General features: G+C 62.6%; 17 protein-coding genes and 1 pseudogene. 12 read left to right on the top strand and 6 right to left on the bottom strand.

Features of this window, described 5'->3' with window-relative positions; translation table 11 throughout:
- Nucleotides 1-74 precede the first annotated feature (74 nt).
- Nucleotides 75-4,976: an alpha-2-macroglobulin family protein gene (locus tag JN756_RS03095; RefSeq protein WP_250690867.1), complete on the bottom strand. Its 4,902-nt coding sequence runs from the start codon at nucleotides 4,974-4,976 to the stop codon at nucleotides 75-77.
- Nucleotides 4,977-5,459: 483 nt separating this feature from the next.
- On the opposite strand from JN756_RS03095, the gene JN756_RS03090 reads away from it, so the two are divergent.
- On the top strand, nucleotides 5,460-6,797 hold the full coding sequence (locus JN756_RS03090; protein WP_169865973.1) for an MATE family efflux transporter: 1,338 nt from the start codon (nucleotides 5,460-5,462) through the stop codon (nucleotides 6,795-6,797).
- Between the two features lie 158 nt (nucleotides 6,798-6,955).
- Here JN756_RS03090 and speA read toward each other — a convergent pair whose 3' ends face one another.
- The 4 genes from speA to JN756_RS03070 all read right to left on the bottom strand — a co-directional run bounded on the left by speA (nucleotide 6,956) and on the right by JN756_RS03070 (nucleotide 11,224).
- On the bottom strand, nucleotides 6,956-8,869 hold the full coding sequence (gene speA / locus JN756_RS03085; RefSeq protein ID WP_057005974.1) for an arginine decarboxylase: 1,914 nt from the start codon (nucleotides 8,867-8,869) through the stop codon (nucleotides 6,956-6,958).
- Nucleotides 8,870-9,013: 144 nt separating this feature from the next.
- Complete coding sequence (locus JN756_RS03080) at nucleotides 9,014-9,385, bottom strand: translation initiation factor Sui1 (RefSeq protein ID WP_017849660.1); 372 nt, start codon at nucleotides 9,383-9,385, stop codon at nucleotides 9,014-9,016.
- Nucleotides 9,386-9,707: 322 nt separating this feature from the next.
- The gene (locus tag JN756_RS03075; RefSeq protein WP_046384846.1) at nucleotides 9,708-10,244 is read right to left on the bottom strand and encodes an NUDIX hydrolase; all 537 of its coding nucleotides are present in this window, start codon (nucleotides 10,242-10,244) and stop codon (nucleotides 9,708-9,710) included.
- 2 nt (nucleotides 10,245-10,246) lie between these two features.
- On the bottom strand, nucleotides 10,247-11,224 hold the full coding sequence (locus JN756_RS03070) for a DUF2333 family protein (protein WP_371928174.1): 978 nt from the start codon (nucleotides 11,222-11,224) through the stop codon (nucleotides 10,247-10,249).
- Between the two features lie 402 nt (nucleotides 11,225-11,626).
- On the opposite strand from JN756_RS03070, the gene JN756_RS03065 reads away from it, so the two are divergent.
- The 10 genes from JN756_RS03065 to purH all read left to right on the top strand — a co-directional run bounded on the left by JN756_RS03065 (nucleotide 11,627) and on the right by purH (nucleotide 23,562).
- Nucleotides 11,627-13,297 (top strand): response regulator, encoded by a 1,671-nt coding sequence (locus JN756_RS03065; protein ID WP_057005975.1) that lies wholly within the window; start codon nucleotides 11,627-11,629, stop codon nucleotides 13,295-13,297.
- 53 nt (nucleotides 13,298-13,350) lie between these two features.
- Nucleotides 13,351-15,312, top strand: coding sequence for a methyl-accepting chemotaxis protein (locus JN756_RS03060; RefSeq protein ID WP_046384849.1), 1,962 nt, complete (start codon nucleotides 13,351-13,353; stop codon nucleotides 15,310-15,312).
- Between the two features lie 296 nt (nucleotides 15,313-15,608).
- A complete protein-coding gene (gene aroQ / locus JN756_RS03055; protein ID WP_017849665.1) occupies nucleotides 15,609-16,064 on the top strand; it encodes a type II 3-dehydroquinate dehydratase in 456 nt (151 codons plus the stop codon).
- 24 nt (nucleotides 16,065-16,088) lie between these two features.
- Complete coding sequence (gene accB, locus JN756_RS03050) at nucleotides 16,089-16,547, top strand: acetyl-CoA carboxylase biotin carboxyl carrier protein (protein WP_017849666.1); 459 nt, start codon at nucleotides 16,089-16,091, stop codon at nucleotides 16,545-16,547.
- Nucleotides 16,548-16,564: 17 nt separating this feature from the next.
- Nucleotides 16,565-17,926: an acetyl-CoA carboxylase biotin carboxylase subunit gene (accC, locus tag JN756_RS03045; RefSeq protein WP_017849667.1), complete on the top strand. Its 1,362-nt coding sequence runs from the start codon at nucleotides 16,565-16,567 to the stop codon at nucleotides 17,924-17,926.
- A 277-nt stretch (nucleotides 17,927-18,203) separates the two neighbouring features.
- Nucleotides 18,204-19,082, top strand: a complete 879-nt coding sequence (prmA, locus tag JN756_RS03040) for a 50S ribosomal protein L11 methyltransferase (protein ID WP_046384850.1) — start codon at nucleotides 18,204-18,206, stop codon at nucleotides 19,080-19,082.
- Nucleotides 19,083-19,112: 30 nt separating this feature from the next.
- Nucleotides 19,113-20,357: a DUF3426 domain-containing protein gene (locus tag JN756_RS03035; protein ID WP_201021768.1), complete on the top strand. Its 1,245-nt coding sequence runs from the start codon at nucleotides 19,113-19,115 to the stop codon at nucleotides 20,355-20,357.
- 185 nt (nucleotides 20,358-20,542) lie between these two features.
- Nucleotides 20,543-21,556: a tRNA dihydrouridine synthase DusB gene (gene dusB / locus JN756_RS03030; RefSeq protein ID WP_017849670.1), complete on the top strand. Its 1,014-nt coding sequence runs from the start codon at nucleotides 20,543-20,545 to the stop codon at nucleotides 21,554-21,556.
- Entirely contained in the window at nucleotides 21,553-21,873 is a 321-nt protein-coding gene (gene fis / locus JN756_RS03025) for a DNA-binding transcriptional regulator Fis (protein WP_002555375.1), read from the top strand. Before dusB ends, fis begins: the two co-directional genes overlap by 4 nt.
- 81 nt (nucleotides 21,874-21,954) lie before the next feature.
- Complete coding sequence (purH, locus tag JN756_RS03020; protein WP_046384852.1) at nucleotides 21,955-23,562, top strand: bifunctional phosphoribosylaminoimidazolecarboxamide formyltransferase/IMP cyclohydrolase; 1,608 nt, start codon at nucleotides 21,955-21,957, stop codon at nucleotides 23,560-23,562.
- A 15-nt stretch (nucleotides 23,563-23,577) separates the two neighbouring features.
- Here purH and JN756_RS03015 read toward each other — a convergent pair.
- Nucleotides 23,578-23,691, bottom strand: a pseudogene (locus JN756_RS03015) (outer membrane lipoprotein carrier protein LolA); the annotation flags it as partial.
- A gap of 21 nt (nucleotides 23,692-23,712) precedes the next feature.
- Between JN756_RS03015 and purD the strand changes: the two are divergent.
- On the top strand, nucleotides 23,713-25,005 hold the full coding sequence (gene purD / locus JN756_RS03010; RefSeq protein WP_017849672.1) for a phosphoribosylamine--glycine ligase: 1,293 nt from the start codon (nucleotides 23,713-23,715) through the stop codon (nucleotides 25,003-25,005).
- The last annotated feature ends 81 nt before the right edge of the window (nucleotides 25,006-25,086 follow it).

Genomic DNA, 25,086 nt, shown 5'->3' with positions numbered 1-25,086 from the left:
CCTCATTCCACATTTAGCCCCATTCCCAGATTTAGCCTCCACTGCACATTTAGCCCCCATTCCACATCGAGCTTTCAACGCCCCTTGATCACCAAGTCAGCCGGCGTCTCACCCACCGCCTGCCAGTTCGGCCGATACATCGACTCCACCTGCGGCGGCGGCACCCGATACGTCCCCGGCGTCACCGCCCGCGCCAGATACAACAAGTGCGTGGTGCCATAGCCATCCAGGTTCATCGCCGCCACGTAGCGGTCATCACGAAACTCCTGATGCTTGAGCGAGGCGTTCTGCATCGACTCGCGCCATTCCTTCACCTGGCTGCTGGCGTTTTCCAGGCTTGCGGCGCTTTGCGCGAGGTTCTGGTTTTCCAGCTCCAGGCCTGCCGGCAGCAGGTCCACCACCAGGGCGTCCGGTACACGCTGCTTGGCGCTGACCGCCAGATGCACCAGCACCAGGTCGCCGCTGTTGAGGCTACGCAGGTTCAGCGGCTGGCCGTTCATGCCCAGGTATTCGCGGCGGATGCTCAGGTTGTCGCCGCCAGCGGCCGGTGGCACTTGTGGATAACCCGAGATCGTCAACTGCTGGTACACCGGCGTCTCGCCCTGATTGCGCAGGCTCAGGTCGCTGGACAGCAGCGCGCCCGTCAACGCCAGCGTCGACTGTTGATTATTCAATTCGCGCACGCCGCCGCTGCCGGTGAGCGACACCTGCCAATTCGACTCGGGCTGGGCGAACCCGAGGCGCCCGGCCAGGAACAGCGAGTTGCGTTCCTGGGTCGACAGGTACGGGCTGGCTGCCAACTGATCCGACAAGGTGAACAAGCGCTCTTCACGCTTGCCCTTGGCCAGGTCGTTTTCTTCGAGCAACGCCAGGATCATCGCCTGGTCGCGCAGCGGGCTGCCGTAGTCGGCCAGCCATTCCTTGGCATTGCGCTGCGCCGCCAGCCCTGCGAGCAAGGCTTGATCGGCACGCGGCTGGTCGCCCATTTTCTGCAAGGCGATGGCCAGTTGCACCAGTGGCAACCCGGAGCGCGCATCGCTGCGCCGCTCGAACAGACTGCGCAACGCGCCCAACGGCGCCTGCTGACTGCGCGCCAGTGCCAGGCCGGCGTAGGCCTGCACAGCGAAGCGGGTGTGCTCGGCGTTGTCGCTGTAATCAACTTCGATCAGGTTGCGCTCCTGCACATACCGCAGCAGACGCTCACTGGCTTTCTTCAAGGCTTGCGGCGGCACGGCGAAGCCCTGGTCGCGGGCGCGCAGCAGGAAGTCGGTGACATAGGCAGTCAGCCAGTATTCCTCTTCGCCATCGGCGCCCCACAAGCCAAAGCTGCCGTTGTAGCGCTGCATGCCCAGCAGGCGTTCGATGCCCAGCTCGATCTTGCGTTTGCGCTCGGCGTCCGGCTCACCCTTGATGCCCAGGCGCTTGAGCAAGGCATCGTCGGCATACAGCGACGGGTACAGGCCGCTGGCGGTCTGCTCCAGGCAACCGTAGGGGTAAGCCTTGAGCGCACTGATTTGCGCGCCGAGGTTCAACGGCGGCCGGCTCGACAGGCTCAACAACGCCTCGCGCCCCGCGCTGTCGAATTGATCGAGCGCCCCCGCCGGCAAGCTCCACGGCTGCTCCTTGAGCACCGCACGATAGTGCTTGAGCAAGGCCGGATAGGCCGGGCGCACGCCCAAGGTCCATTCGCGGCTGAACGGCGGCAGGTTTTCACCGGGCAGGTCCAGGCCATTCACCGTGACCTTGAGCTTGCCCTGCCCCAGACCGCCCCAGGCTTTCACCGGGATGCGCAGCGTGGTGCGCTGGCCCTGTTTCAGTTCAAGCGATTGCGCGGCGTTGTCGACCAGTTCCAGTTGCCCTTCGGCGCTCAGTTGCACGTCGAGCTTTTGCGCCTTGCCCGACAGGTTGGACAGGTCCAGCGCCAAGCTGGTCTGGTCGCCGCCCGCGAGGAAGCGCGGCGCCGACAGTTCGGCAATCAGCGGTGCGGCGATCACGGTTTTGGCTTCAGCCATGCCGTAGCGGTCATCGCTCCAGGCCTGGGCCATCAGGCGCAACTCGCCGTTGAAGTCGGGGATATTGACGCTGACTTCACCCTCGCCCTGCGCGTTCAACGTCACCGGTGCGCTTTGCAGGGCGACGATGGTCACGCTGGTGTCCGGGCGTTTGCCGCCCTTGGCCAATGCGGCGTCACCGCCGAAGGCCAGGCTCGCCAGGCGGCCCTGGCCGGCTTCGATCAGTTGACCATAGATGTCGAACTGGTCCACGCCATACGACTTGCGGCCGAACAGGCTGGAGTACGGATCGGGCGTCGGGTATTCGGTGATATTGAGGATGCCCACGTCCACCGCCGCCACCAGCACATGCACCTGCTTGGGCACGCTGCCGTCGGCATTTTTCGCGGTAACTTTCACCGTCAGCGCTTGTTTGGGGCGCATTTTTTCCGGCGCGGTGAGGGTCAGCCCCAGTTTGCGCTGGGTGCGATCCAGCGGCAGGTGCAGCAGGCCCACCGCCCGTTTGGGGGTGATGTTGGCTTTGCGCTCGCCGGGGCGGATCACCAGGGCACTGACGTAGAGGTCATGGCGCGCCCATTTCGGGTCGAGTTTCACGGCGAAGCTTTTGCCCTCGGCCGGCACGTCGATCGCCTGCCACCACAGCGGCCCCTCGGCGGACTCGACCAGCAGGTAGCCTTTACCGGCCGCCGGCGGCGTCACCGTGACGTTGGCGGTATCGCCGTCGCCATAGGCGGGTTTGTCCAGCGCCAGCTTGACCTGATCGGGGCGCACGGCGCCGCCTTCGGTGTTGTCCTGGGCCTGGTAGCCGGCCCAGAAGCGCAGGCTGCTGACCAGCCCGGTCTGCGGGTCTTCGACCTCGACGCGGTACGGGCCCCACTCCACCTGGAAGCTGACTTTGGCGGTGTCGCCGGCCTTGATGTCCAGGCTCTGTTCGTCGAGGTTGAGGAATTTCTCGTTGTAGTGGTAGCTCCAGCCGTCGCTGTCCGAGTAATTCCAGTAGTAGTCACGGCGCTCGCGCACCAGGCGGACCTTGAGGTTTTTCGCGGCGAGTTTCTGCCCGTCCTGGTTGGCCAGCAGCACTTCGAATTCCGCCGGGCCGTCGCCGTTGGTTTCCTTGCCGTCAAACAGCCCGCGCAGGCCCGGCAACTGCTCGGCCGGCCAGATCGGCTGCACCAGGCGCCGGGTGATCGGCCGCCCGCCCGACTCATGCAGGCTGGCTTGCACGATCAGTTGCAGCGGCGACTTGGCGTCGGCCCATTTGCTTTCCAGGGTCAGGGCTTCCTGGCCCTTGGCGTCGAGCACGCTTTCATCCAGTTCGAAATCCTGGCTCAGCTCTTCTTCGGTGACGGAGCCGAACTGGTAACCCGGCAGCGATTTCACCGCCTCGCGCAGCGGACGCACATACACCTGCCCGCTGACCCGGTTGCCCGACGCCGGCGCGCCGTAGAGGTAGCGGCCGTTGACCTGAATGACCGGGTTATCCGCCGGGCTCAATGCCGTGTCGCTGCCCTTGAGTTCGAGCGCCAGGCGCTCGGGCAGGAAGTCTTCGACGAGGAACTCGTACAACTGCGGCTTGCCGTCGCCCAGGTCGAACACCAACTGCCAACGCCCGGTCGGCGCTTCGCCGGCCAATTGCAGTTGATATTGATAGAGGCCGGAGGCGTCGGCGTCCCAGACGAATTTGCGGCTGACCTGCTCATCCGGGCGGCGCACTTCGACGCTCACCGGCTGCGGCTTGACCGCGTTGCCGTCCTTGTCGCGCAGCAAGGCGTTAAGCAGCACGGTTTCGCCAGGGCGATACAGATCGCGTGGGCCGAACACAAAGAACTGCAGCGGGTGCGACGGTTGGCCGCCGATATCGAACTCCGCCAGATCGAGCGCGGCGCTGTCCAGGCGCAACAGACTGGTTTGTTCGCCCTGCTTGGCCAGCAGCACCTGGGCCTTTTTCGGCAACGGCAATTCGGCGTGACCGCCCTGCTCGGTCTTGCCTTGGCCCACCACCCGGCCCTCGGCGTCGAGCACTTCGAGGTCGACGCCATCCAGCGCCTTGCCACCGTCCAGCGCCTGGGTAAACACATCCAGGCGATTGGCGTAGCGGTGAACCGACAGGCCGATATCACTCAAGGTGAACAGCGTGGCCGGTTGCGAATAGTTGTAGGTGCCCGACGCCCGCATCACCGCCAGGTATACGCCCGGCTGCTGCAATTGCTTGAGGCCGGCGATCGGCAGCAACAGGGTTTCGCGGGTATTGCGCGCCGGGTTCAGGTCGAAGCGGCCGCCGTAGACCAGATCGGCCAGCGGCAGCAGTTCGCGCGATTCATAGCTTTGCAGGCTGGTATTGCGCCCCCACTGGGCGAGGAACGATGGCAGGGATTCGGGCTTGATCCGGAAGAATTCGACGTCGATCTTGTCGACATTCAGCGCAATCACCGGCAACCCCTCGGCCAGCCGCGTGGGCAACAGCGTGCCACGGCTGGCGAAACCGACGGTGGCTTGCAGGTCACGGGTTTCCAGGCGGGCGACGTACTCGGCGGGCAACAGGTTGTCATTCACCGCGCGCACGCCCGGGTCGACCGTCAGCACCAACTTGCGCTGCGGCTCCAGGTGGCGCAGGCGCAACTCCATCAGGTTATCCGACAGCTCCCAGGCGCCGTCGACCTTGCCCGACTTGCTGTCCACCAGATGCAGCTTGTCGGCGAACTTCTGCTCCGGATCCAACGGAATGGAAAAGCTCACCGACAAGGTGCTGGCGCCGTCCAACTGCACCTCGGACACGTCCACCACACTCAACTCACGCCCGGCGTAGCGCTGCTTCAGCGCCGCCACATCCACCGCCGCCTTGGCCGGCTTCGGCGCCACGCTGCTCGCGGCTGCCGGCGCGCTCGGCGCAGTCGGTTTATCGGAAGAATCGCAGGCGCTCAGCAGGGCCAGCGCGCAAGCCAGGAACAGTCCTTTGTTAAGCATGGGGCACTCGTCGTCAGAGGGAACCGAGGGATGAACTATATATCAGCGCCAGCCAAGCCGATGTGGCGCTGGTCACATTGACCGACGGAGGGCAGTTTGGTTCTTCGCGTCACGCGATCCAAGCCAAATCCCACAAACACAAAAGATCAAAATCACAAAAAATCAAAATGTGGAATGAGGGCTAAATGTGGAATGAGGCCAAATGTGGAATGAGAGCTAAATGTGGAATGAGGCCAAATGTGGGAGGGGGCTTGCCCCCGATGGCGGTGAGTCAGTCAGCTTATTTGTAGCTGATCCACTGCAATCGGGGGCAAGCCCCCTCCCACATTTGGCCCTCCCACATTTGGCCCTCCTCATATTTGGCCCTCCCCACATTTGGCCCTCCTCACATTTGCCCCCCTCCCACATTTAACCCCCCATTCCACATTGGTTCTGCGGCGTGCTGGGGGGACAGTTACAATGCCGCTCCCCCAAGGAGCCTGCATGTCCACCTTACTGACCGACTGGCGCCACCGCCCCACCCACCGCCGCGTCTGGGCCCTGGCCGCGCCGATGATCCTGTCGAACATCTCGGTACCGCTGGTGGCCCTGGTCGACAGCATGGTCATCGGCCACCTGCCCCACGCCCACCAACTGGGCGCCGTGGCGGTCGGGGCCAGCCTGTATACCTTCCTGGCCTGGGCCATGGGTTTTCTGCGCATGGGCTCCACCGGTTTCGCCGCCCAGGCCGCCGGGCGCAACGATGGCGCGGCGCTGCGGCAAATCCTGTTGCAAGGTTTGCTGTTGGCGCTGGGCCTGGCGATGTTGCTCGGTACAGTGGGCATCCCGCTGAGCCACCTGGCCCTGGAATGGATGCAGCCCTCCCCCGAACTCAATCAACTGACCCGCGAGTTCTTCCACACCCGCCTGTTCGGCCTGCCCGCCGCTCTTGCCAGCTATGCCTTGGTCGGCTGGTTCCTCGGCACGCAAAACGCCCGCGCGCCGCTGGCGATCCTGCTGACCACCAACCTGGTCAACATCGCCCTCAACCTGTGGTTCGTCCTCGGCCTGGATTGGGGCGTCGTCGGCTCCGCACGCGCCTCGGTGATCGCCGAATGGACCGGCGCCCTGCTCGGCCTGGCCCTGACGCAAAAAGCCCTGCGCGCCTACCCCGGGCATATCGCCTGGGCCGCCTTGCAACGCTGGCACAGCTGGCGCCCGCTGCTGGCGGTGAACCGCGATATTTTTATCCGCAGCCTGGCGTTGCAGTCGGTGTTTTTCATGATCACGGTGCAAGGCGCACGCCTGGGCGACGCCACCGTGGCCGCCAACGCGCTGTTGCTCAACGGCCTGCTGCTGACCGCCCACGCCCTGGACGGCCTGGCCCATGCGGTCGAAGCCCTGTGCGGCCATGCCATTGGCGCGCACGACCGTCAGGCGTTGCGCCGCTCATTAGTGGTCGCCTGCGGTTGGTCGCTGATCGCCAGCGTCGGTTTCGCCCTGCTCTTCACCTTCGCCGGCCACCTGTTCATCGCCATGCAGACCGACATTCCCAGCGTGCGCGAAACCGCCGACATCTACCTGCCATACCTGGCGGTGCTGCCGTTGATTGCGGTGTGGAGTTATCTGCTGGACGGGCTGTTCATCGGCGCCACGCGCGCGCGGGAAATGCGCAATGGCATGCTGCTGACGGTGCTGATCCTGCTGCCATTCGCCTGGCTGTTGCAGGGCTACGGCAACCACGGCCTTTGGATCAGCTTCCTGCTGTTCATGGCCGTGCGCAGTCTTACGCTTTGGACGATTGCCTGGCGTTTGAACCGACAGAATCAGTGGCTGGCATAAGCCCCCCTCACTGTCACCGTCACCGTCACCGTCACCGTCACCGTCACTGTAGGAGCGAGCTTGCTCGCGAAGATCGTCAACGATGACATGGGCTGTCTGGATGCCCGTGTTGCCTGAACGTTTTTCGCGAGCAAGCTCGCTCCTACAAGGATGGGTGCTTAGGAGGACAGGTAAGACGAACGCGTCAGGCCCAAGCGCAACGCATCCAGAAACTGCGTGCGCTCGCTGGCACTGATCTTCGCGCTCGCGCACTTGTCACGGTAATGCGTCATCAACTCCTCCGGCGACAAGTGCACATAACGCAGCATGTCTTCAATGGTGTCGTGGGTCTCGATCCCGGCGCTGTACACCGAACCGTCTTCACGCTGATAGATGTTCACCGAGTCGGTGTCACCGAACAGGTTGTGCATGTCACCGAGGATTTCCTGGTAGGCGCCAACCAGGAAGATACCCAGCAGGTAGTCTTCGCCCTCTTTCAGCGCGTGTACCGGCAGGCTGGTCTCGATGCTCTGCTCGTCGACGTATTGCTTGATCTTGCCGTCGGAGTCGCAGGTCAAGTCCTGCAATACCGCGCGGCGCATCGGTTCTTCGTCGAGGCGGTGCAGCGGCAGGATCGGCAATACCTGGCCGATGGCCCAGGTGTCCGGCAGGCTCTGGAACACCGAGAAGTTGCAGATGTATTTATCCGCCAGCTTGTCGTTGAGTTCGTCGAGCACCTGGCGGTGCGAACGCTGGCGCGCTTTCAGCGAGTTATGCAGGCGACGGCACACGGCGAAGTAGCACTGTTCGGCCAGGGCTTTTTCCGCCAGGGTCAGTTTGCCGTCGGCGTACTGGGTGGCCACGTCGCTCATGTAGTGAGTAGCGCGCCAGTAGGTTTCGGTGACCATCTCGATGTCGGTCGGGCCGAGCAGGTCCACCAGCCATTGCACGGTTTCCGGCAGGTTTTCCTTGTTCTCGATCTGCGGCATTTCGTCGTTGTGTTTCTCGACGTCGGTGACTTGCACCACCAGCATGGCGTGGTGGGCGGTCAGGGAACGGCCGCTCTCGGAGAAGATGTTCGGGTGCGGCAGGCTCTGCGCGTCGCAGAACTCCTTGAGCATGCCCACGACGACACCGGCGTAGTCGTCCATGTCGTAGTTGATCGAGCTGGCGTTGCGCGAGTGAGTACCGTCGTAGTCCACGCCCAGGCCGCCGCCGACGTCGATGTGGTCCACCGGCAGGCCGAGGTTGCGCAGTTCGCCGTAGTAACGAATGGCTTCCTTGAACCCGTGCTGGTAGTCGGCCAGGTTGGCGATCTGCGAGCCCATGTGGAAGTGCAGCAGGCGGATGCCCTGGTCCAGGCTGGCGGCGCGGAAGCGCTCGACGACCGACAGCAGTTGCGCCGCCGACAACCCGAACTTGGATTTCTCACCGCCAGTGTCGGCCCACTTGCTCGACGCCAGGGACGACAGGCGCACGCGCAGGCCGACCTGTGGCTTGACCTTGAGGTTGGCGGCTTCTTCGATCACCAGCTCAACTTCGGACTCTTTCTCGATCACGATGAACACGTTGTGACCCAGCTTCTGGCCCATCAGCGCCAGGCGGATGAATTCGCGGTCCTTGTAACCGTTGCAGACGATGGTCCCGCCTTTCGGCGCCAGGGCCAGCACGGCCAGCAGTTCCGGCTTGGAGCCGGCTTCCAGGCCGATGGACACGTCCTGGGTGGCGATGATGTTTTCGATCACCGCCTCCTGCTGGTTCACCTTGATCGGGTACAGCGCGGTGTATTTGCTCTGGTATTCCAGACGCTCGATGTTCGAATCGAACGCACCGGTCAACTGGCGCACGCGGTCTTGCAGGATGTCAGGGAAACGCACCAGCAGCGGCAAGGACAAGCCGCTTTTGCGCAACTCGTCGACTTGCTCGTACAGGTCGACAGGCGTGCTTTTCGGGCCGTTCGGACGAACTTCAACGCGACCGGCATCATTGATCGCGAAATACCCGGCCCCCCAATGACGAATCCCGTAAACACTGCGGCTGTCCGCAACTGTCCATTGGCTGCCATCGTCTTTGCGTGTGCGTCGTACGGACATTGAAGTCCCCTATAAATGAAGTCGAAGGCGCCGCCCCTCGTTGGAGGCTGGCGCAGTCTAAAGAATGAAAATGACGATTTGCCTGTGAGTAAGGTCAGACCCCACTCGCAGGACAGAGTTTAGACACTGGTTGGAAAGAGACTTTCAGCCGCCGGACTTCTTGGCCTTGTACCCGAGCTTGATCAGCTCGGCCAACAGCAACTCGACGTGATCGCCCTGGATCTCGATGACCCCGTCTTTCAACGCGCCACCGGTGCCACAGCGCTTTTTCAGCGTGGTGGCGAGTTCCTTCAGCGCGTCTTCGGCCAGCGGTACGCCGGTGATGGTGGTCACCGTCTTGCCGCCACGGCCTTTGCTCTCGCGTCGCACGCGGGCAATGCCGTCGCCTTCGGGGATCAGGGTTTGTTTGCAGGTACAGGCGTCCACGGGCTGACGACAGTCCGGGCAGTGTCGACCTGCGTCGGTGGAAAATACCAGGCCACCGAGGGCGGCGAAGGATGCGGCTTTTTTGGCCACCGGCAATCCTCTTGTGAGGACAAAGACTGATCGGCAAACGCTCAGGCGGTTGCCGACCGCGAAGCCCCACTCAGGCAGGGGCAGCGCTACCGAACCCCCCATGTCATTGCCCCCGATTCCTGTAGGAGCGAGCTCGCTCGCGAAGATCGCCAACGATGACGCGGACATTCAGGATGCCCACAGCGCGCTTGAGGTTTTCGCGAGCGAGCTCGCTCCTACAGGAATCAGGGGGTGGAACAAGGGTGGTTCGGGTGAAAAGTCGCGCAGTGTAACCACAAAAAGCTCACTTGCTAAGAGCCAAATCGCGCCAATTTATACAACTTTAGCGACGTGAGGCCAGATAGCGCCGCAAGCCCTCTTGCGCGTCAGGGCAGTAGGGCTTTTGTTGCGCTTCCTGCAGGACAATTTCAAGGGGTAAAAAGCGCGCTTCCATGACTTCTTCAGGCTGCAGGCACAGCGCACCGTCCCACACGGCGGAGTAGGATCTGCACCAAAGTCGGCTGTCGCCGTCCTCGAAGTAGAAATGGTCATGCTCGACCAACTCCACCCCGCCCACGCCGAGCTCTTCTTCAAGCTCGCGGGCGGCCGACTCGGCATAACTCTCGCCGTCCGCCACCATCCCGCCTGCCGCCGTGTCCCAGAAACCGGGGTACAGGGCTTTGCTCAGGGTGCGTCGGTGTACGCACAGTTCACCTGCCGAGTTGAACAGGAAGATAAAGGTGCAACGGCCGATCAGGCCGCGCTGGCGCAGGTCGGAGCGCACCAGGGCGCCGAGCGGGTTGTCGTGCTCGTCGACCCAGCAGATCAGTTCCGCATCGGAGGCTGCGCGGTGCGCGGCCTCCTTTTGAGTCACGTCCATCATCACCCTTGGTTAAGCAACTGACGCAAGTCGATCACCGCCGCGTTGGCCCGGGAAATGTAGTTGGCCATCACCAGCGAGTGGTTGGCCAATATGCCAAAGCCGCTGCCGTTGAGGATCATCGGGCTCCAGACCGGCTCTTGCGAAGCCTCCAGTTCACGAATGATCTGGCGCACGCTGACCGTCGCATTCTTCTTGGCCAGCACGTCGGCAAAGTCGACTTCGATGGCGCGCAACAGGTGGGACAAGGCCCAGGCCTGGCCGCGGGCTTCGTAGAACACGTTGTCGATCTGCATCCATGGGGTTTCCACCACTTCTTCATCGAGCTGCGGCACTTCACCCGGCGCCAGCGCTTCGGTTTTCAGTGAGGTGTTCAGCTTGACCCGGCCGACACTGGCCGACAGACGTTGCGACAACGAACCCAGGCGCGTGGCGACATCGCCCAGCCAGTTGTTGAGGTTGTCGGCGCGCGCATAGAACAAGGCGCCGCGCTGGTTCGGGTCGGACAGGCGCACTTCATAGCGATTCAGGGAGTTGATGCCTTCCTGGTACTCCGACTCGCTGGAAGGCAGCACCCAGCTCTTGTTGTCGAAGTTGAAACGCGGCTCAGCCTTCGCCAGGTCGGCGTCTTCCGCCGACTGCGACTGGGAACGGGCGAAATCCTTACGCAAGGCGCGGGTCAGGTCGCGCACCTGCACCAGTACGCCGTATTCCCAGCTTGGCATGTTGTCCATCCACAGGCCCGGCGGGAAACGGTCGTTGGAAATATAGCCACCGGGCTTGTTGAGCAAGGTGCCGGCCACGGTCTTGAGGGTTTCCACAGTGGTGTAACCCAACACCATCTGCTTGCCTTCCTTTTCAGCGGCAAGCTGGGCGTTCTGCTGGACCGGGAACAGCGCCGGCTCTTCGCTCCAGTACCAACCCAAAGCACCGGTGACCAACAGATACAAGCCGAGTACGCTGAGCACCGCTCGGCTCATCAGCACGCTACGCAAATAGCTGCGGTTGGCCGACTTGGGTTCAGGGGCGGGGCCTTTGGCACTGCCTGCACGGTTTTTCCAGTCCAGCATGGCGATATCCTTTCAATCACTTGAGTTCATGCACTTCAATCGACGGCGTGCGTTCAAACACTCCGACAGCAACCCTACCCCATCGTGCCCGTCAATGCGGGGCTTTTCGCCCTACAACTATGATCCAACGGACGCCCAGGGGGCATTCGACTATAAAGGATGCGCGCGTTTTCCGCTGCACGACCAATTAGTCACTAAATGAATGCCAGGGACTCGCAGTTAATTGACGTATGACACTCATGTAACCGAAAAGAGGTGCTAGCATAGAGCCACCAGTCGACCTCAGCACGCACCTTCACTAGTAGTCAGGATATGACCGAGCCAGAAGACCCCAGCCGTGAGCGTCTCAAGCAGCACTTTGCCCAGCGGGTAATTCATCAGGCACGTCAAATTCTTGAGATCTGGCAGCGCCTGCAACGCAGCGAATGGTCCGACGCCGACTTCTCCGAACTCAGCGAAGCCAACCTGCGCCTGCTGCGCTTCGCCGAACGCTTCGAACAGCCCGAACACGGCCAACTGGCGCAGCACATCGGCGAGTCGCTCAAAGCGGTGGACGCCAATCGCGGCCGCCTGAGCAGTCAACTGATCACCGAAATCAACCGCTTGATGCAACGCCTGTCCCGCACCGGCCTGCGCCAGGGCGATCAGCTTGAGCAAACCTTCCTGCCGCCGATGCGCAAGCCGATCTACGTGATGCTGGCCGATCATGATCGCGCCGAGCGTCTGGCCAAGCAGCTGGAGTTCTTTGGCCTGAGCGCCCAGTCCCTGGACAACGTGGCGGCGTATCGCGTGGCGATGGCCGAGCGCCTGCCGTCGGCGATTGTGATGGACGTGGATTTCTGCGGCCCGGGCCTCGGCCTCCAGTTGGCCGCCGAGGCCCAGCAAGGCCTGGAGCAAAAGCTGCCGTTGCTGTTTTTCAGCCTGCATGAAACCGACACCCCGACCCGCCTCGCCGCCGTGCGCGCCGGCGGCGAGGAGTTCCTGACCGGCACGTTGGAAGCCTCGAGCCTGCTGGAAAAGATCGAAGTGCTGACCTGCGTCGCCCAATACGACCCCTATAAAGTGCTGATCATCGACGACTCACGGGCCCAGGCGCTGCACACCGAGCGCCTGCTCAACAGCGCCGGTATCATCACCCGCACGCTGATCGAGCCGATCCAGGCCATGGCCGAGCTGGCGGATTTCCAGCCCGACCTGATCATCCTCGACATGTACATGCCCGCCTGCACCGGCACCGAACTGGCCAAGGTGATCCGTCATAACGACCGGTACGTCAGCGTGCCGATCATCTACCTGTCTGCCGAAGACGACCTGGATAAACAGCTGGACGCCATGAGCGAAGGCGGCGACGACTTCCTCACCAAGCCGATCAAGCCGCGCCACCTGATCACCACCGTGCGCAACCGCGCGGCCCGTGCGCGCAACCTCAAGGCGCGGATGGTGCGCGACAGCCTGACCGGCCTGTACAACCACACCCATATCCTGCAATTGCTCGAAGACTGCACCTTCCGCGCTCGTCGCGAGAACAAGCCGTTGAGCTTTGCCATGCTCGACATCGACCACTTCAAGCGCGTCAACGACAGCCACGGCCACCCCATGGGCGACCGCGTGATCAAGAGCCTGGCGCTGTTCCTCAAACAGCGCTTGCGCAAGACCGACTACATCGGCCGCTACGGCGGTGAAGAGTTTGCGATTGTGATGCCCGATACCGACTTGGAATCGGCCTGCAAGGTGCTGGATGAAATCCGTGGGCGCTTTGCCGAAATTCACTACCCGGCCCAGCCGCATGACTTGTGGTGTACCTTCAGCGCCGGGCTGGTGGAGCTGTGCGACGATTCCGACAGCCTGATGATGGCCGCCCAAGCCGACGAGGCGCTGTACCGCGCCAAGGATGCCGGACGCAATCGGGTTCAAGCCGCGCACACATCAAGTCAAAGTGCCATCTTTTCACCAGAATCCAGCGATTCCGTCATAACTTTGTAATAGAAACGCAATAACTTCAGGCACTTAACTTTTGCTGTCGGTTGAAACCACGCATGCGCCTGAAGCTGCTGACCAATCTCAATACCCTCCTTCTGGTGGCCGTGTGCCTGGCACTCGGGGCGACGCTCTGGTGGTCGCAACGCGCGCTGGAACGGCCTTATTTGCTGATGGAACGCTACCTGGGGTTGTCGCAGACCTTCCAGAACCAGGCCGCACGCAACATCGACGACTACCTGGCCAGCGGCGACGCCCTGCGCTTGAGCAGCGCCAGCCAGAGCCTGGAAAGCCTGCTGCAGCACCTGGACGAATTGCCCGCCGACCTCGCACAAAGCCTGCGCCCCAGCCTGAAGGAGCTGGACACCTTCAGCAAAACCGACCTGCTCGCCGCCGGCAAACTGGCCGGCGACCCGCAAGCGCTGCTGTTGCAGGCCGAGCGAGAACTGGGCGCGAACCTCGAGCAACTGAGCCAGTACGCCATCGGCGTCGATTCGCCCGCCGCGGCGCGCTACCTGCCGCCGCTGCTGGCGGCGTCCCAACACCTGGGCAAGCTGTCCCTGGCCCGCGACAAGCTGGTGAGCAGCGGGCGCGCCGAACTGGCGGATGATGTGGAGCGCGAAGTCAGCAATATCCGCGGCCAGGCCGACCTGCTGGAGCAACTGCCCTTACTTGGAGTCAAGGCCAACGCCGGTTCGAACACCGATGACTTTTCGGCGCTGATGGGCCTGGAAAACAGCGAAAAAACCGAAACACAAGACACCGGCGTCGACCTCAAGCGCGAACTCAACAGCCTGCTGACCCGCTACCCGGCCGAACTCAAGCGTACCCGCGAGCAGATCCAGCGGCGCGCCGACCTCGCCGCCGGCACCCACCTGAAAATCGCCGGTGTGCAACAGGCCATCGCCGGCCTGGAGCCCGTCGTGCGGGCGCAACACGCAAAGATCCAGGGCGAAGTGCGCCTGATGCAAGGGGTGATGATCGGCCTGATCCTGCTGATCGCCCTGCTGATCGATACCCTGCAACGGCGCCTGGCACGGGTGCTGACCAACCTGGCACCGGCCCTGTCGACCTGGGCCGAAGGCGACTTCAGCCAACCGATTGCCTTGGGCAAGACCAACCGCGAACTGCGCGACATCGAAGCCTCCCTCAACCGCTTGCGCGCCTATCTGGTGGACCTGGTGGGCACCATTCGCGGCAATGCCGAGGAAGTCGCCGGCAGCAGCCGTGCCCTGGCCGAGCTGAGCAGCGGCCTGCATGATGGCGCCGAACGGCAGGCCGGGGACACCGCGCAGATCCGCGATTCGTTGGGCGAATTGGAAGCGACCATTCAACAAGTCGCCGGGGACGCCAGCCAGGCCGCCGGCGCCAGCCGCAGCGCGGGCCAGGCGGTGAAGCACGGCCAGCGGGTGATCGGCCTGAGCCTGACCGGGCTGCATGCGCTGGTGGGCGAAGTGCAGCAAAACGCGCAGATGATCGAGAAACTCGCCGAAGAGTCCGCAACCATCGGCGGCGTGTTGACGGTGATTCGCTCGATCGCCGACCAGACCAACCTGCTGGCGCTCAATGCCGCCATTGAAGCCGCCCGCGCCGGAGACGCCGGGCGGGGGTTTGCCGTGGTCGCCGACGAAGTGCGCTCCCTGGCCCAGCGCACCGCTGGCGCCACCGCCGAAATCCAGGGCCTCATCGCCGGCCTGCAAACCGCCGCCCGCCAGTCGGTGGAAGGCATGCGCGCGCAGGTCGAACACGCCGAAGCCACCGCCCAGCAAGCACAAGCGGCCGACGGCGCGCTGGATGAAATCGTCGGGGCGATCCAGACCATTTCCGACACCTCCGTGCGTATCGCCGATGTGACCGCGCAGCAGAGCGGTGCGGTGAGTGAGATTCGCGATAACAGCGAACGGATTCATCAACTGGGTGAGGACAACCTGCTGCGCATCGGCCAGGGCCGCAGCCAGGGTGAGCACCTGCTGGTGCTGGGCGGCCAACTCAACACCGCCGTCCAAGCCTTCCGCGTCTGACCCGACCTAGCGCCATGCGAAGAACCAATGTGGGAGGGGGCTTGCCCCCGATAGCGGTGGATCAGTTGCAGATATTGAGACTGGCACACCGCTATCGGGGGCAAGCCCCCTCCCACATTTGATCGCCACAGGTTTCAAGACGGTATTACCAATGACCGGATCCTGGGCCGCAGTCACAAATTTCGCGCAATCCTCGCTAATCGTGCTGCCTACTGCATAGAACTGGACAGTCATAAACGCTTTGCGGCATAGTCGCCGGGTTCTGCCGTACCCACATCAATAACAAGGAACAGCCGATGGCGACCTTACTGGTTCTTCACGGACCCAACCTGAACCTGCTCGGCACCCGCGAACCGGGCGTCTACGGGGCAGTGACCCTGGAACAGATCAACCTCGATCTGGAGCGACGGGCCCGTGAAGCCGGCCACCATTTGCTGTACCTGCAAAGCAATGCCGAGTACGAATTGATTGATCGCATCCATGCCGCGCGCGGCGAAGGCGTGGACTTTATTCTGATCAATCCCGCCGCTTTTACGCACACAAGTGTTGCATTACGTGACGCGCTGCTGGCGGTGAGCATCCCATTCATCGAAGTGCATTTGTCGAACGTGTACAAACGCGAACCTTTCCGCCATCACTCCTACTTCTCCGACGTAGCGGTAGGTGTGATCTGCGGCCTTGGCGCCAGCGGTTATCGACTGGCCCTGGAGGCCGCCCTGGAACAACTTGAACAACCGGCCAAGCGCCCCTGACCGACCCTTGGGAGTTGACGATTCATGGATATCCGTAAAGTTAAGAAACTGATCGAACTGCTGGAAGAATCCGGCATCGACGAGCTGGAAATCAAGGAAGGCGAAGAGTCTGTACGCATCAGCCGTCACAGCAAGACCCCGGCCCAGCAATTCTACGCGCCGCAGATGCAAGCACCGGCACCTGCCGCTGCCGCTCCGGTCGCCGCTGCGCCTGTCGCCGCCGCCGAGCCTGCTGCGCCCAAGCTGAACGGCTTCGTGGCCAAGTCGCCAATGGTCGGTACGTTCTACCGCACCCCGGCACCGGGTTCGCCAGCCTTCGTTGAAGTCGGCAAAACCGTGAAAGAAGGCGACACCATCTGCATCGTGGAAGCGATGAAAATGATGAACCACATCACGGCCGAAAAAGCCGGTGTCATCGAATCCATTCTGGTAGAAAACGGTCAGCCGGTTGAGTACGACCAGCCGCTGTTCACCATCGTTTGAACCGCGGAGCGCCTTCGATGTTGAAACCTGCGAAGAAACTGCAAAAAGTCCTGATCGCCAACCGCGGCGAGATCGCGCTGCGTATCCTGCGCGCCTGTAAGGAAGAGGGCATCAAGACCGTCGCTGTTTACTCGACGGCCGATACCGAACTGATGCACGTGAAACTGGCGGACGAAAGCATCTGCATCGGCCCGCCACTGGCTGCGAACTCGTACCTGAAAGTCTCGAACATCATCGCCGCTGCGGAAGTGACCGGCGCTGATGGCATCCACCCGGGCTACGGCTTCCTCGCGGAAAACGCCGATTTCGCCGAACAGGTGGAAAAATCCGGGTTTGCCTTCATCGGCCCGAAAGCCGAGACCATTCGCCTGATGGGTGACAAGGTTTCGGCCAAGGACGCCATGATCGCGGCCGGCGTGCCGACCGTTCCAGGCTCCGACGGCCCGCTGCCCGAAGACGAGACCACTGCGCTGCGCATCGGTCGCGAAGTCGGTTACCCGGTGATCATCAAGGCCGCAGGCGGCGGCGGTGGTCGCGGCATGCGCGTGGTACACAAGGAAGAAGACCTGATCGAAGCGGCCAAGCAGACGCGCTCCGAAGCGGCTGCCTGGTTCGGCAACCCGATGGTCTACCTGGAGAAGTACCTGACCAACCCACGTCACGTGGAAGTGCAGGTGCTGTCCGACGGCCAGGGCCACGCCATCCACCTGGGCGACCGCGATTGCTCGCTGCAACGTCGTCACCAGAAGGTATTGGAAGAAGCACCGGCACCGGGCCTCGACGAGAAAGCCCGTGCGGAAGTCCTGGCGCGTTGCGTCAAGGCGTGCATCGACATCAACTACCGTGGCGCCGGCACCTTCGAGTTCCTCTACGAGAACGGCCGTTTCTACTTCATCGAGATGAACACTCGCGTGCAGGTAGAACACCCGGTTTCGGAGATGGTCACCGGTATCGATATCGTCAAGGAGATGCTGAGCATCGCCGCCGGTAACGAGCTGTCCTTCACCCAGGACGACGTGAAGATCCACGGCCACTCCCTGGAGTGCCGGATCAACGCCGAAGACCCGAAAACCTTTATCCCGAGTCCAGGCCTGGTCAAGCATTTCCATGCGCCAGGCGGCAACGGCGTTCGCGTCGATTCGCACCTGTACAGCGGCTACAAGGTTCCGTCCAACTACGACTCGTTGATCGGCAAGCTGATCACCTGGGGCGCCACCCGCGACGAGGCCATGGCCCGCATGCGTAACGCCCTGGACGAAATCGTGGTCGACGGCATCAAGACCAACATCCCGCTGCATCGGGATCTGGTCCGCGATGAAGGCTTCTGCGAAGGTGGTGTGAACATTCACTACCTGGAACACAAACTGGCCAACCAGTAAGTGCTCCACCCAACAAAGCCGCCTTCGGGCGGCTTTGTTGTTTGTGGCCCCTCCATTTTGAAGATGTACACAGTCCAAATGTGGGAGGGGGCTTGCCCCCGATAGCGGTGGGTCAGTCACCTAATCTATGACTGAGCTGCCGCCATCGGGGGCAAGCCCCCTCCCACATTTGGTCGGCGTACTGTCAGTACAGTCGTCTTCTTCTCCACGCTCGCGTAAACTTGCGCGCTTTCGCAGCCCTCCCCGCTGCACACTCATTTTTTCAAAGGTGCCCGCCATGCCTTGGCTGCAAGTCCGTCTCGCCATCAGCCCAGAACAAGCCGAAACCTACGAAGACGCGTTCCTTGAAGTGGGCGCCGTCTCGGTGACCTTCATGGACGCCGAAGACCAGCCGATCTTCGAGCCGGAACTCAACACCACCCCGCTGTGGTCCCACACCCACTTGCTGGCCCTGTTCGAAGACGGCACCGATGCCGCCAGCGTCCTGGCCCATATGGAACTGCTCACCGGCGGCCCACTGCCCGAGCACCACAGCGAAATCATCGAAGACCAGGACTGGGAACGCAGCTGGATGGACAACTTCCAGCCGATGCGTTTCGGCCAGCGCCTGTGGATCGTGCCGAGCTGGCACGCCGCCCCCGAGCCTGACGCGGTGAACCTGCTGCTGGACCCGGGCCTGGCGTTCGGCACCGGCACGCACCCGACCACCGCGCTGTGCCTGGAATGGCTGGACGGCCAGGACCTGAACGATTGCCACGTGTTGGACTTCGGCTGCGGCTCGGGGATTCTGGCGATTGCCGCCCTGTTGTTGGGCGCCAAGGAAGCCGTCGGCACCGATATCGACGTACAGGCCCTGGAAGCCTCCCGCGATAACGCCGGGCGCAACCACATTGCTGAAGGCAAATTCCCATTGTACCTGCCGGAGCAATTGCCCCAGGTGCAGGCCGATGTGCTGGTCGCCAATATCCTCGCCGGCCCGCTGGTGGCCCTGGCGCCGCAGCTGTCGAGCCTGGTCAAGCCGGGTGGCCGCCTGGCGCTGTCGGGCATCCTCGCCGAACAGGGTGAAGACGTGGCCGCAGCCTACGCCCAGGATTTCGAGCTCGACCCGATCGCCAATCGTGATGGCTGGGTACGCATCAGCGGGCGTCGGCGCTAGAATGAGCGCTTGCCTGAATCGGATGGCCGCATGACCGACAGTTTCGTCACCCAGTGTCCCCATTGCCAAACGCGCTTTCGCGTCAGCCACGCTCAGTTGAACGTGGCGCGCGGCGTGGTGCGCTGCGGCTCGTGCCTGCAAGTGTTCAACGCCGCGCGCCAGTTGCTGGAGCAGCGCGCCCACGCGCAAGCGCCGAAGCCTGAACAGCCGGCCGCAGCGGAGCACGCCGCCGAGGCGCCGCGGGCGATCAGCCAGAAACAGTGGACGGCGCAAGAGCTGGACCTGGACAACCTGGACCTGGACAAAGAACTGGCCAAGCTGGAACGCCGCGAGATTCAACACACCCAGCCGCTGGGCGCGGAACGCCGGCAAGGCAGCGCCGACCGACGCAAAAAGGAAGATGCCCTCAGCGCCAGCCGCGACACGATCAAGGCCGAGGAAGAAAAATGGGCCGCCAGCCTCTTCAGCGAACCGCCTGAAGAACGCGCCAAAGCGCCCGAAGACGAACCTGAACCGGCAAATGCCCCTGCGACTAAACAGCGCACCGAACCGTCGATGTCCCTCGCCACCGACGACATCGACGATGAACCGCCGCTGCGCTCCACGCCTGCCGATGAAAACGACGAACTCGACCCACCCGTGAGCGCGGTCAGCGACGACGTGGACGCGCCGGAACCCGACGAGCCCCCCCAAGGCCGCAAGCGCTCGCGCAGCGCCGCCAGCGCCCACGACGAGCTGCTGCAGGACCTCGAAGATGACCCGCTGCACTTGTACGCCGGCAAACGCCCGTCAAGCTGGGGCCGTCGCCTGCTCTGGCTGTTGCTGGTGCTGATCGCCGCCGCCGGCCTCGCCGGCCAGTACATTGCCTACCAGTTCGACGACCTGGCGCGCCAGGACGCCTATCGCCCGTGGTTCCAGCAACTGTGCCCGACATTGGGCTGCACGGTGCCGTCACGGGTCGATATCGCGCACATCAAGAGCAGCAACCTGGTGGTGCGCAGCCATCCTGAATTCGCCGGCGCGCTGGTGGTGGATGCAATCATCTATAACCGCGCGACGTTCTCCCAGCCGTTTCCGTTGCTGGAACTGCGCTTTGCCGACCTGAACGGCAACCTGATCGCCAGTCGGCGCTTCAAGCCCGCCGAATACCTGAGCGGTGAGCTGGCCGGGGTCAGTGAAATGCCGTCGCAGACGCCGATCCATATCTCCCTGGACATCCTCGACCCCGGCAACAAAGCGGTGAATTACAGCCTGAGCTTTCATTCGCCCGAGTGAATCGGCGCGGTCATCGAGGTTTGACGACGGATTATTGACTGGACCGCCGGCAACCAAACCGGTGGCGATAAAGAAATAACTGTTCAGATTTTATCCAATTCAGCCTTTATCCAGTCATCGAGAGCGGGTATCATGCCAACCCTTTTTCGAACTCTAATGATCCGGCCCCACAACAGGGAAGTCCTATGTCGGCGGTACGCATCGGCCCATACACATTGCACAATGGTTTGATTCTCGCGCCAATGGCGGGGGTCACCGACCAGCCCTTTCGTCAGCTGTGCAAGCGTTTGGGCGCGGGTCTAGTAGTCTCGGAAATGGTCACCAGCGACATGAGCTTGTGGAACACCCGCAAATCGCGGCTGCGCATGATCCACGAAGGTGATCCCGAGCCCCGCTCGGTACAGATCGCCGGTGGCGACGCACAGATGCTGGCGGAGGCGGCCCGGGCCAACGTGGAGCTGGGCGCGCAGATCATTGACATCAACATGGGCTGTCCGGCCAAGAAGGTCTGTAACAAGGCCGCCGGTTCCGCGCTGTTGAAGGATGAGCAGTTGGTCGCCGAGATCCTGCAGGCCGTTGTCGCCGCAGTGGATGTACCGGTCACCCTGAAGATTCGTACCGGCTGGGACCGGGACAACAAGAATGGCCTGACGGTGGCGAAGATCGCCGAACAGGCGGGTATTTCAGCGCTGGCGGTGCATGGTCGCACCCGCGCCGATCTTTACACCGGCGAAGCCGAGTACGACACCATTGCCGCGATCAAGCAGGCCGTGTCGATGCCGGTATTTGCCAATGGCGATATCGACTCAGCCGAGAAAGCCCGGCGCGTGCTGCATGCGACCGGTGCCGATGGCCTGTTGATTGGCCGGGCCGCCCAGGGGCGGCCATGGATTTTTCGTGAAGTCGAACACTTTCTGCGTACCGGCGAGCTGTTGCCGGCACCGGGGTTGATCGAGGTGGAACGTATTCTGCTAGAGCATCTGGCCGCCCTGCACGCCTTCTACGGAGACGTGATGGGAGTACGCATTGCTCGCAAGCATGTCGGCTGGTATCTCGCAACCCTGCCGGGCGCCAGGGAGTTTCGCGCCCACTTCAATCGTTTGGATGATACGGAAGCACAGTGCGCCAACGTTCGTGAGTTCTTCAGCGAACGTGACAAGAGCCTGGTGACAGGGGACGGAGAGGGGGTGGCCGCATGACGATGATGACCGAGACTTTAGTGAGTGGAACAACACCCGTGAGCGACAACGTCAATTTGAAACAGCACCTCAACACGCCGAGCGAAGAAGGCCAGACCCTTCGCGGGAGTGTCGAGAAGGCGCTGCACAATTATTTCGCCCACCTTGAGGGCGCTTCCGTCACGGACGTGTACAACCTCGTGCTCTCCGAAGTCGAGGCGCCCTTGCTCGAAAGCGTGATGAACTACGTCAAGGGCAACCAGACCAAAGCCAGTGAGCTGCTGGGCCTCAACCGTGGCACCTTGCGCAAAAAGCTCAAACAATACGATTTGCTGTAAGCATTCAATCCGACCAGAAAGGCGCCCGCGTAAAACCGGTCGCCTTTTTTGCTGACTCCTTTGCTTTTGATGGAAATTGAAATGACCGACCAGACTACCCGCCTGCCGATCCGCCGCGCCTTGATCAGTGTCTCCGACAAGACCGGGGTTCTCGAATTTGCCCGGGGGCTGGAAGCCCTGGGCGTGGAAATCCTCTCCACGGGCGGGACCTTCAAACTGCTGCGAGACAACGGCGTGGCCGCAGTAGAAGTCGCGGACTACACCGGTTTCGCAGAGATGATGGACGGTCGGGTCAAGACCCTGCACCCGAAAATCCATGGTGGCATCCTCGGCCGTCGCGGTATCGACGATGCCATCATGAACGAGCACGGCATCAAGCCGATCGATCTGGTGGCCGTCAACCTCTACCCGTTCGAAGCCACCATCAACAAGCCGGGCTGCGACCTGCCGACCGCCATCGAAAACATCGATATCGGCGGCCCGACCATGGTTCGCTCGGCCGCCAAGAACCACAAAGACGTGGCCATCGTGGTCAACGCCAGCGACTACGCCCAGGTGCTTGAAAACCTCAAAGCCGGTGGCCTGACCTACGCCCAGCGTTTCGACCTGATGCTCAAGGCATTCGAACACACCGCCGCCTACGACGGCATGATCGCCAACTACATGGGCACCGTGAACCAGGCCGCCGAGACCCTCAGCACAGAAGGTCGCAGCCAGTTCCCGCGGACCTTCAACAGCCAGTTCATCAAGGCCCAGGAAATGCGCTACGGCGAGAACCCGCACCAGAGCGCGGCGTTCTACGTGGAAGCCAAGCCGGCCGAAGTGGGCATCGCCACCGCGACCCAGCTGCAAGGCAAAGAACTGTCCTACAACAACGTGGCCGACACCGACGCCGCGCTGGAATGCGTGAAGAGCTTCGTCAAGCCGGCCTGCGTGATCGTCAAGCACGCCAACCCGTGCGGCGTGGCCGTGAGCCCGGACGCTGAAGGCGGCATCCGCCAGGCCTACGAACTGGCCTACGCCACCGACACCGAATCGGCCTTCGGCGGCATCATCGCCTTCAACCGCGAACTCGACGCCGCGACCGCCAAGGCCATCGTCGAGCGTCAGTTCGTCGAAGTGATCATCGCCCCGTCCGTCAGCGAGGAAGCCCGCGCCATCGTGGCCGCCAAAGCCAACGTGCGCCTGCTGGCCTGCGGCGAATGGTCGGCCGAACGTGCCCCTGCCTGGGACTACAAGCGCGTCAACGGCGGCCTGCTGGTGCAAAGCCGCGACATCGGCATGATCAGCAGCGCCGACCTGAAAGTGGTGACCAAGCGCGCACCGACCGAGCAGGAAATCAACGACCTGATCTTCGCCTGGAAAGTGGCCAAGTACGTCAAGTCCAACGCCATCGTCTACGCCAAGAACCGCCAGACCATCGGTGTCGGCGCCGGCCAGATGAGCCGTGTGAACTCGGCGCGCATCGCCGCGATCAAGGCTGAACACGCCGGTTTGCAGGTAGCGGGCTCGGTGATGGCGTCCGACGCGTTCTTCCCGTTCCGCGACGGCCTGGACAACGCGGCCAAGGCCGGCGTCACCGCAGTGATCCAGCCAGGCGGCTCGATGCGTGATGCCGAAGTGATTGCTGCGGCTGACGAAGCCGGCATCGCCATGGTCTTCACCGGCATGCGCCACTTCCGTCACTAAACAGCACCGCTTCCCGACTGTAGGAGCGAGCTTGCTCGCGAAAAACTCAAAAACGCCACGAGGTGTCAGGTTTCCCTCGTTATCGTTGACGACCTTCGCGAGCAAGCTCGCTCCTACAGGGAAGCACAGCGTTTCTCAGAGGTTTTTGAAATGAATGTTTTGATTATTGGCAGCGGTGGCCGTGAACACGCCCTGGCCTGGAAAGTTGCCCAGGACCCACGCGTCCAGAAAGTATTCGTAGCCCCCGGCAACGCCGGCACCGCCATTGAAGCCAAGTGCGAAAACGTCGCCATCGACGTGCTGGCCCTGGAACAACTGGCGGATTTCGCCGAGAAAAACGTTTCCCTGACCATCGTCGGTCCGGAAGTGCCGCTGGTTGCCGGTGTCGTCGACCTGTTCCGCAGCCGCGGCCTGGACTGCTTCGGCCCGACCGCCGGCGCGGCCCAGCTGGAAGGATCCAAGGCATTCACCAAGGATTTCCTGGCGCGCCACAAGATCCCGACCGCCGACTACCAGAACTTCACCGAGATCGAGCCAGCCCTGGCTTACCTGCGTGAAAAAGGCGCGCCGATCGTGATCAAGGCCGACGGTCTGGCCGCGGGCAAAGGCGTGATCGTCGCCATGACCCTGCAGGAAGCCGAAGACGCCGTGCGCGACATGCTCGCCGGCAACGCCTTCGGTGAAGCCGGTTCGCGCGTGGTCATCGAAGAATTCCTCGACGGCGAAGAAGCCAGCTTCATCGTGATGGTCGACGGTAAGAACGTCCTGCCGATGGCCACCAGCCAGGACCACAAGCGCGTCGGCGACGGCGACAGCGGCCCGAACACCGGCGGCATGGGGGCTTACTCCCCGGCCCCGGTCGTGACCAGCGAAGTGCATCAGCGTGTGATGGACCTGGTGATCTGGCCGACCGTGCGTGGCATGGCCGATGAAGGCAACGTCTACACCGGTTTCCTCTACGCCGGTCTGATGATCGACAAGGCCGGTAACCCGAAGGTCATCGAGTTCAACTGCCGCTTCGGCGACCCGGAAACCCAACCGGTGATGCTGCGCCTGCAATCGAGCCTGGTGCTGCTGGTGGAAGCCGCGCTGGCCCAGGCCCTGGACAAAGTTGAAGCCCAGTGGGACCCACGCCCGAGCGTCGGCATTGTGCTGGCAGCCGGCGGTTACCCGGCCGACTACGCCAAGGGCGATGTGATTGAAGGCCTGGACGCGGCGGCGACGCTGGAAGGCAAAGTGTTCCATGCGGGCACTGCGCTGCAGGACGGCAAGGTGGTGACCGCAGGTGGCCGTGTGCTATGTGCCACCGCGATGGGCGCCAGTGTCGACGCTGCACAGCAACAGGCCTACAAACTGGCGGCGAAAATCAGCTGGAACGGCTGCTTCTACCGTAAAGATATCGGCTATCGCGCGATTGCCCGTGAACGTGGCGAGACTCATTAAGTCGCTATCCGTTCGGTTAGGTAAGGGCCTCTGGCCCTTGCCGTACTCGTATGACCCCGCGCATAGTTAACCCGTGCTTCA

This window comes from Pseudomonas sp. Y39-6 (assembly GCF_023651955.1).
GTDB classification, from domain to species: Bacteria; Pseudomonadota; Gammaproteobacteria; order Pseudomonadales; family Pseudomonadaceae; genus Aquipseudomonas; species Aquipseudomonas veronii.
Note: the sequence above shows the minus strand (reverse complement) of the source record. Positions and strands in the feature narration are given on the sequence as shown.

What these genes read in the sequence shown, in the direction of transcription:
- JN756_RS03095 (WP_250690867.1), bottom strand. Translation starts at nt 4,976, where the DNA reads ATGCTTAACAAAGGACTGTTCCTGGCTTGCGCGCTGGCCCTGCTGAGC.
- JN756_RS03090 (WP_169865973.1), top strand. Translation starts at nt 5,460, where the DNA reads ATGTCCACCTTACTGACCGACTGGCGCCACCGCCCCACCCACCGCCGC.
- speA (WP_057005974.1), bottom strand. Translation starts at nt 8,869, where the DNA reads ATGTCCGTACGACGCACACGCAAAGACGATGGCAGCCAATGGACAGTT.
- JN756_RS03075 (WP_046384846.1), bottom strand. Translation starts at nt 10,244, where the DNA reads ATGGACGTGACTCAAAAGGAGGCCGCGCACCGCGCAGCCTCCGATGCG.
- JN756_RS03070 (WP_371928174.1), bottom strand. Translation starts at nt 11,224, where the DNA reads ATGAGCCGAGCGGTGCTCAGCGTACTCGGCTTGTATCTGTTGGTCACC.
- JN756_RS03065 (WP_057005975.1), top strand. Translation starts at nt 11,627, where the DNA reads ATGACCGAGCCAGAAGACCCCAGCCGTGAGCGTCTCAAGCAGCACTTT.
- JN756_RS03060 (WP_046384849.1), top strand. Translation starts at nt 13,351, where the DNA reads ATGCGCCTGAAGCTGCTGACCAATCTCAATACCCTCCTTCTGGTGGCC.
- aroQ (WP_017849665.1), top strand. Translation starts at nt 15,609, where the DNA reads ATGGCGACCTTACTGGTTCTTCACGGACCCAACCTGAACCTGCTCGGC.
- accB (WP_017849666.1), top strand. Translation starts at nt 16,089, where the DNA reads ATGGATATCCGTAAAGTTAAGAAACTGATCGAACTGCTGGAAGAATCC.
- accC (WP_017849667.1), top strand. Translation starts at nt 16,565, where the DNA reads ATGTTGAAACCTGCGAAGAAACTGCAAAAAGTCCTGATCGCCAACCGC.
- prmA (WP_046384850.1), top strand. Translation starts at nt 18,204, where the DNA reads ATGCCTTGGCTGCAAGTCCGTCTCGCCATCAGCCCAGAACAAGCCGAA.
- JN756_RS03035 (WP_201021768.1), top strand. Translation starts at nt 19,113, where the DNA reads ATGACCGACAGTTTCGTCACCCAGTGTCCCCATTGCCAAACGCGCTTT.
- dusB (WP_017849670.1), top strand. Translation starts at nt 20,543, where the DNA reads ATGTCGGCGGTACGCATCGGCCCATACACATTGCACAATGGTTTGATT.
- fis (WP_002555375.1), top strand. Translation starts at nt 21,553, where the DNA reads ATGACGATGATGACCGAGACTTTAGTGAGTGGAACAACACCCGTGAGC.
- purH (WP_046384852.1), top strand. Translation starts at nt 21,955, where the DNA reads ATGACCGACCAGACTACCCGCCTGCCGATCCGCCGCGCCTTGATCAGT.
- purD (WP_017849672.1), top strand. Translation starts at nt 23,713, where the DNA reads ATGAATGTTTTGATTATTGGCAGCGGTGGCCGTGAACACGCCCTGGCC.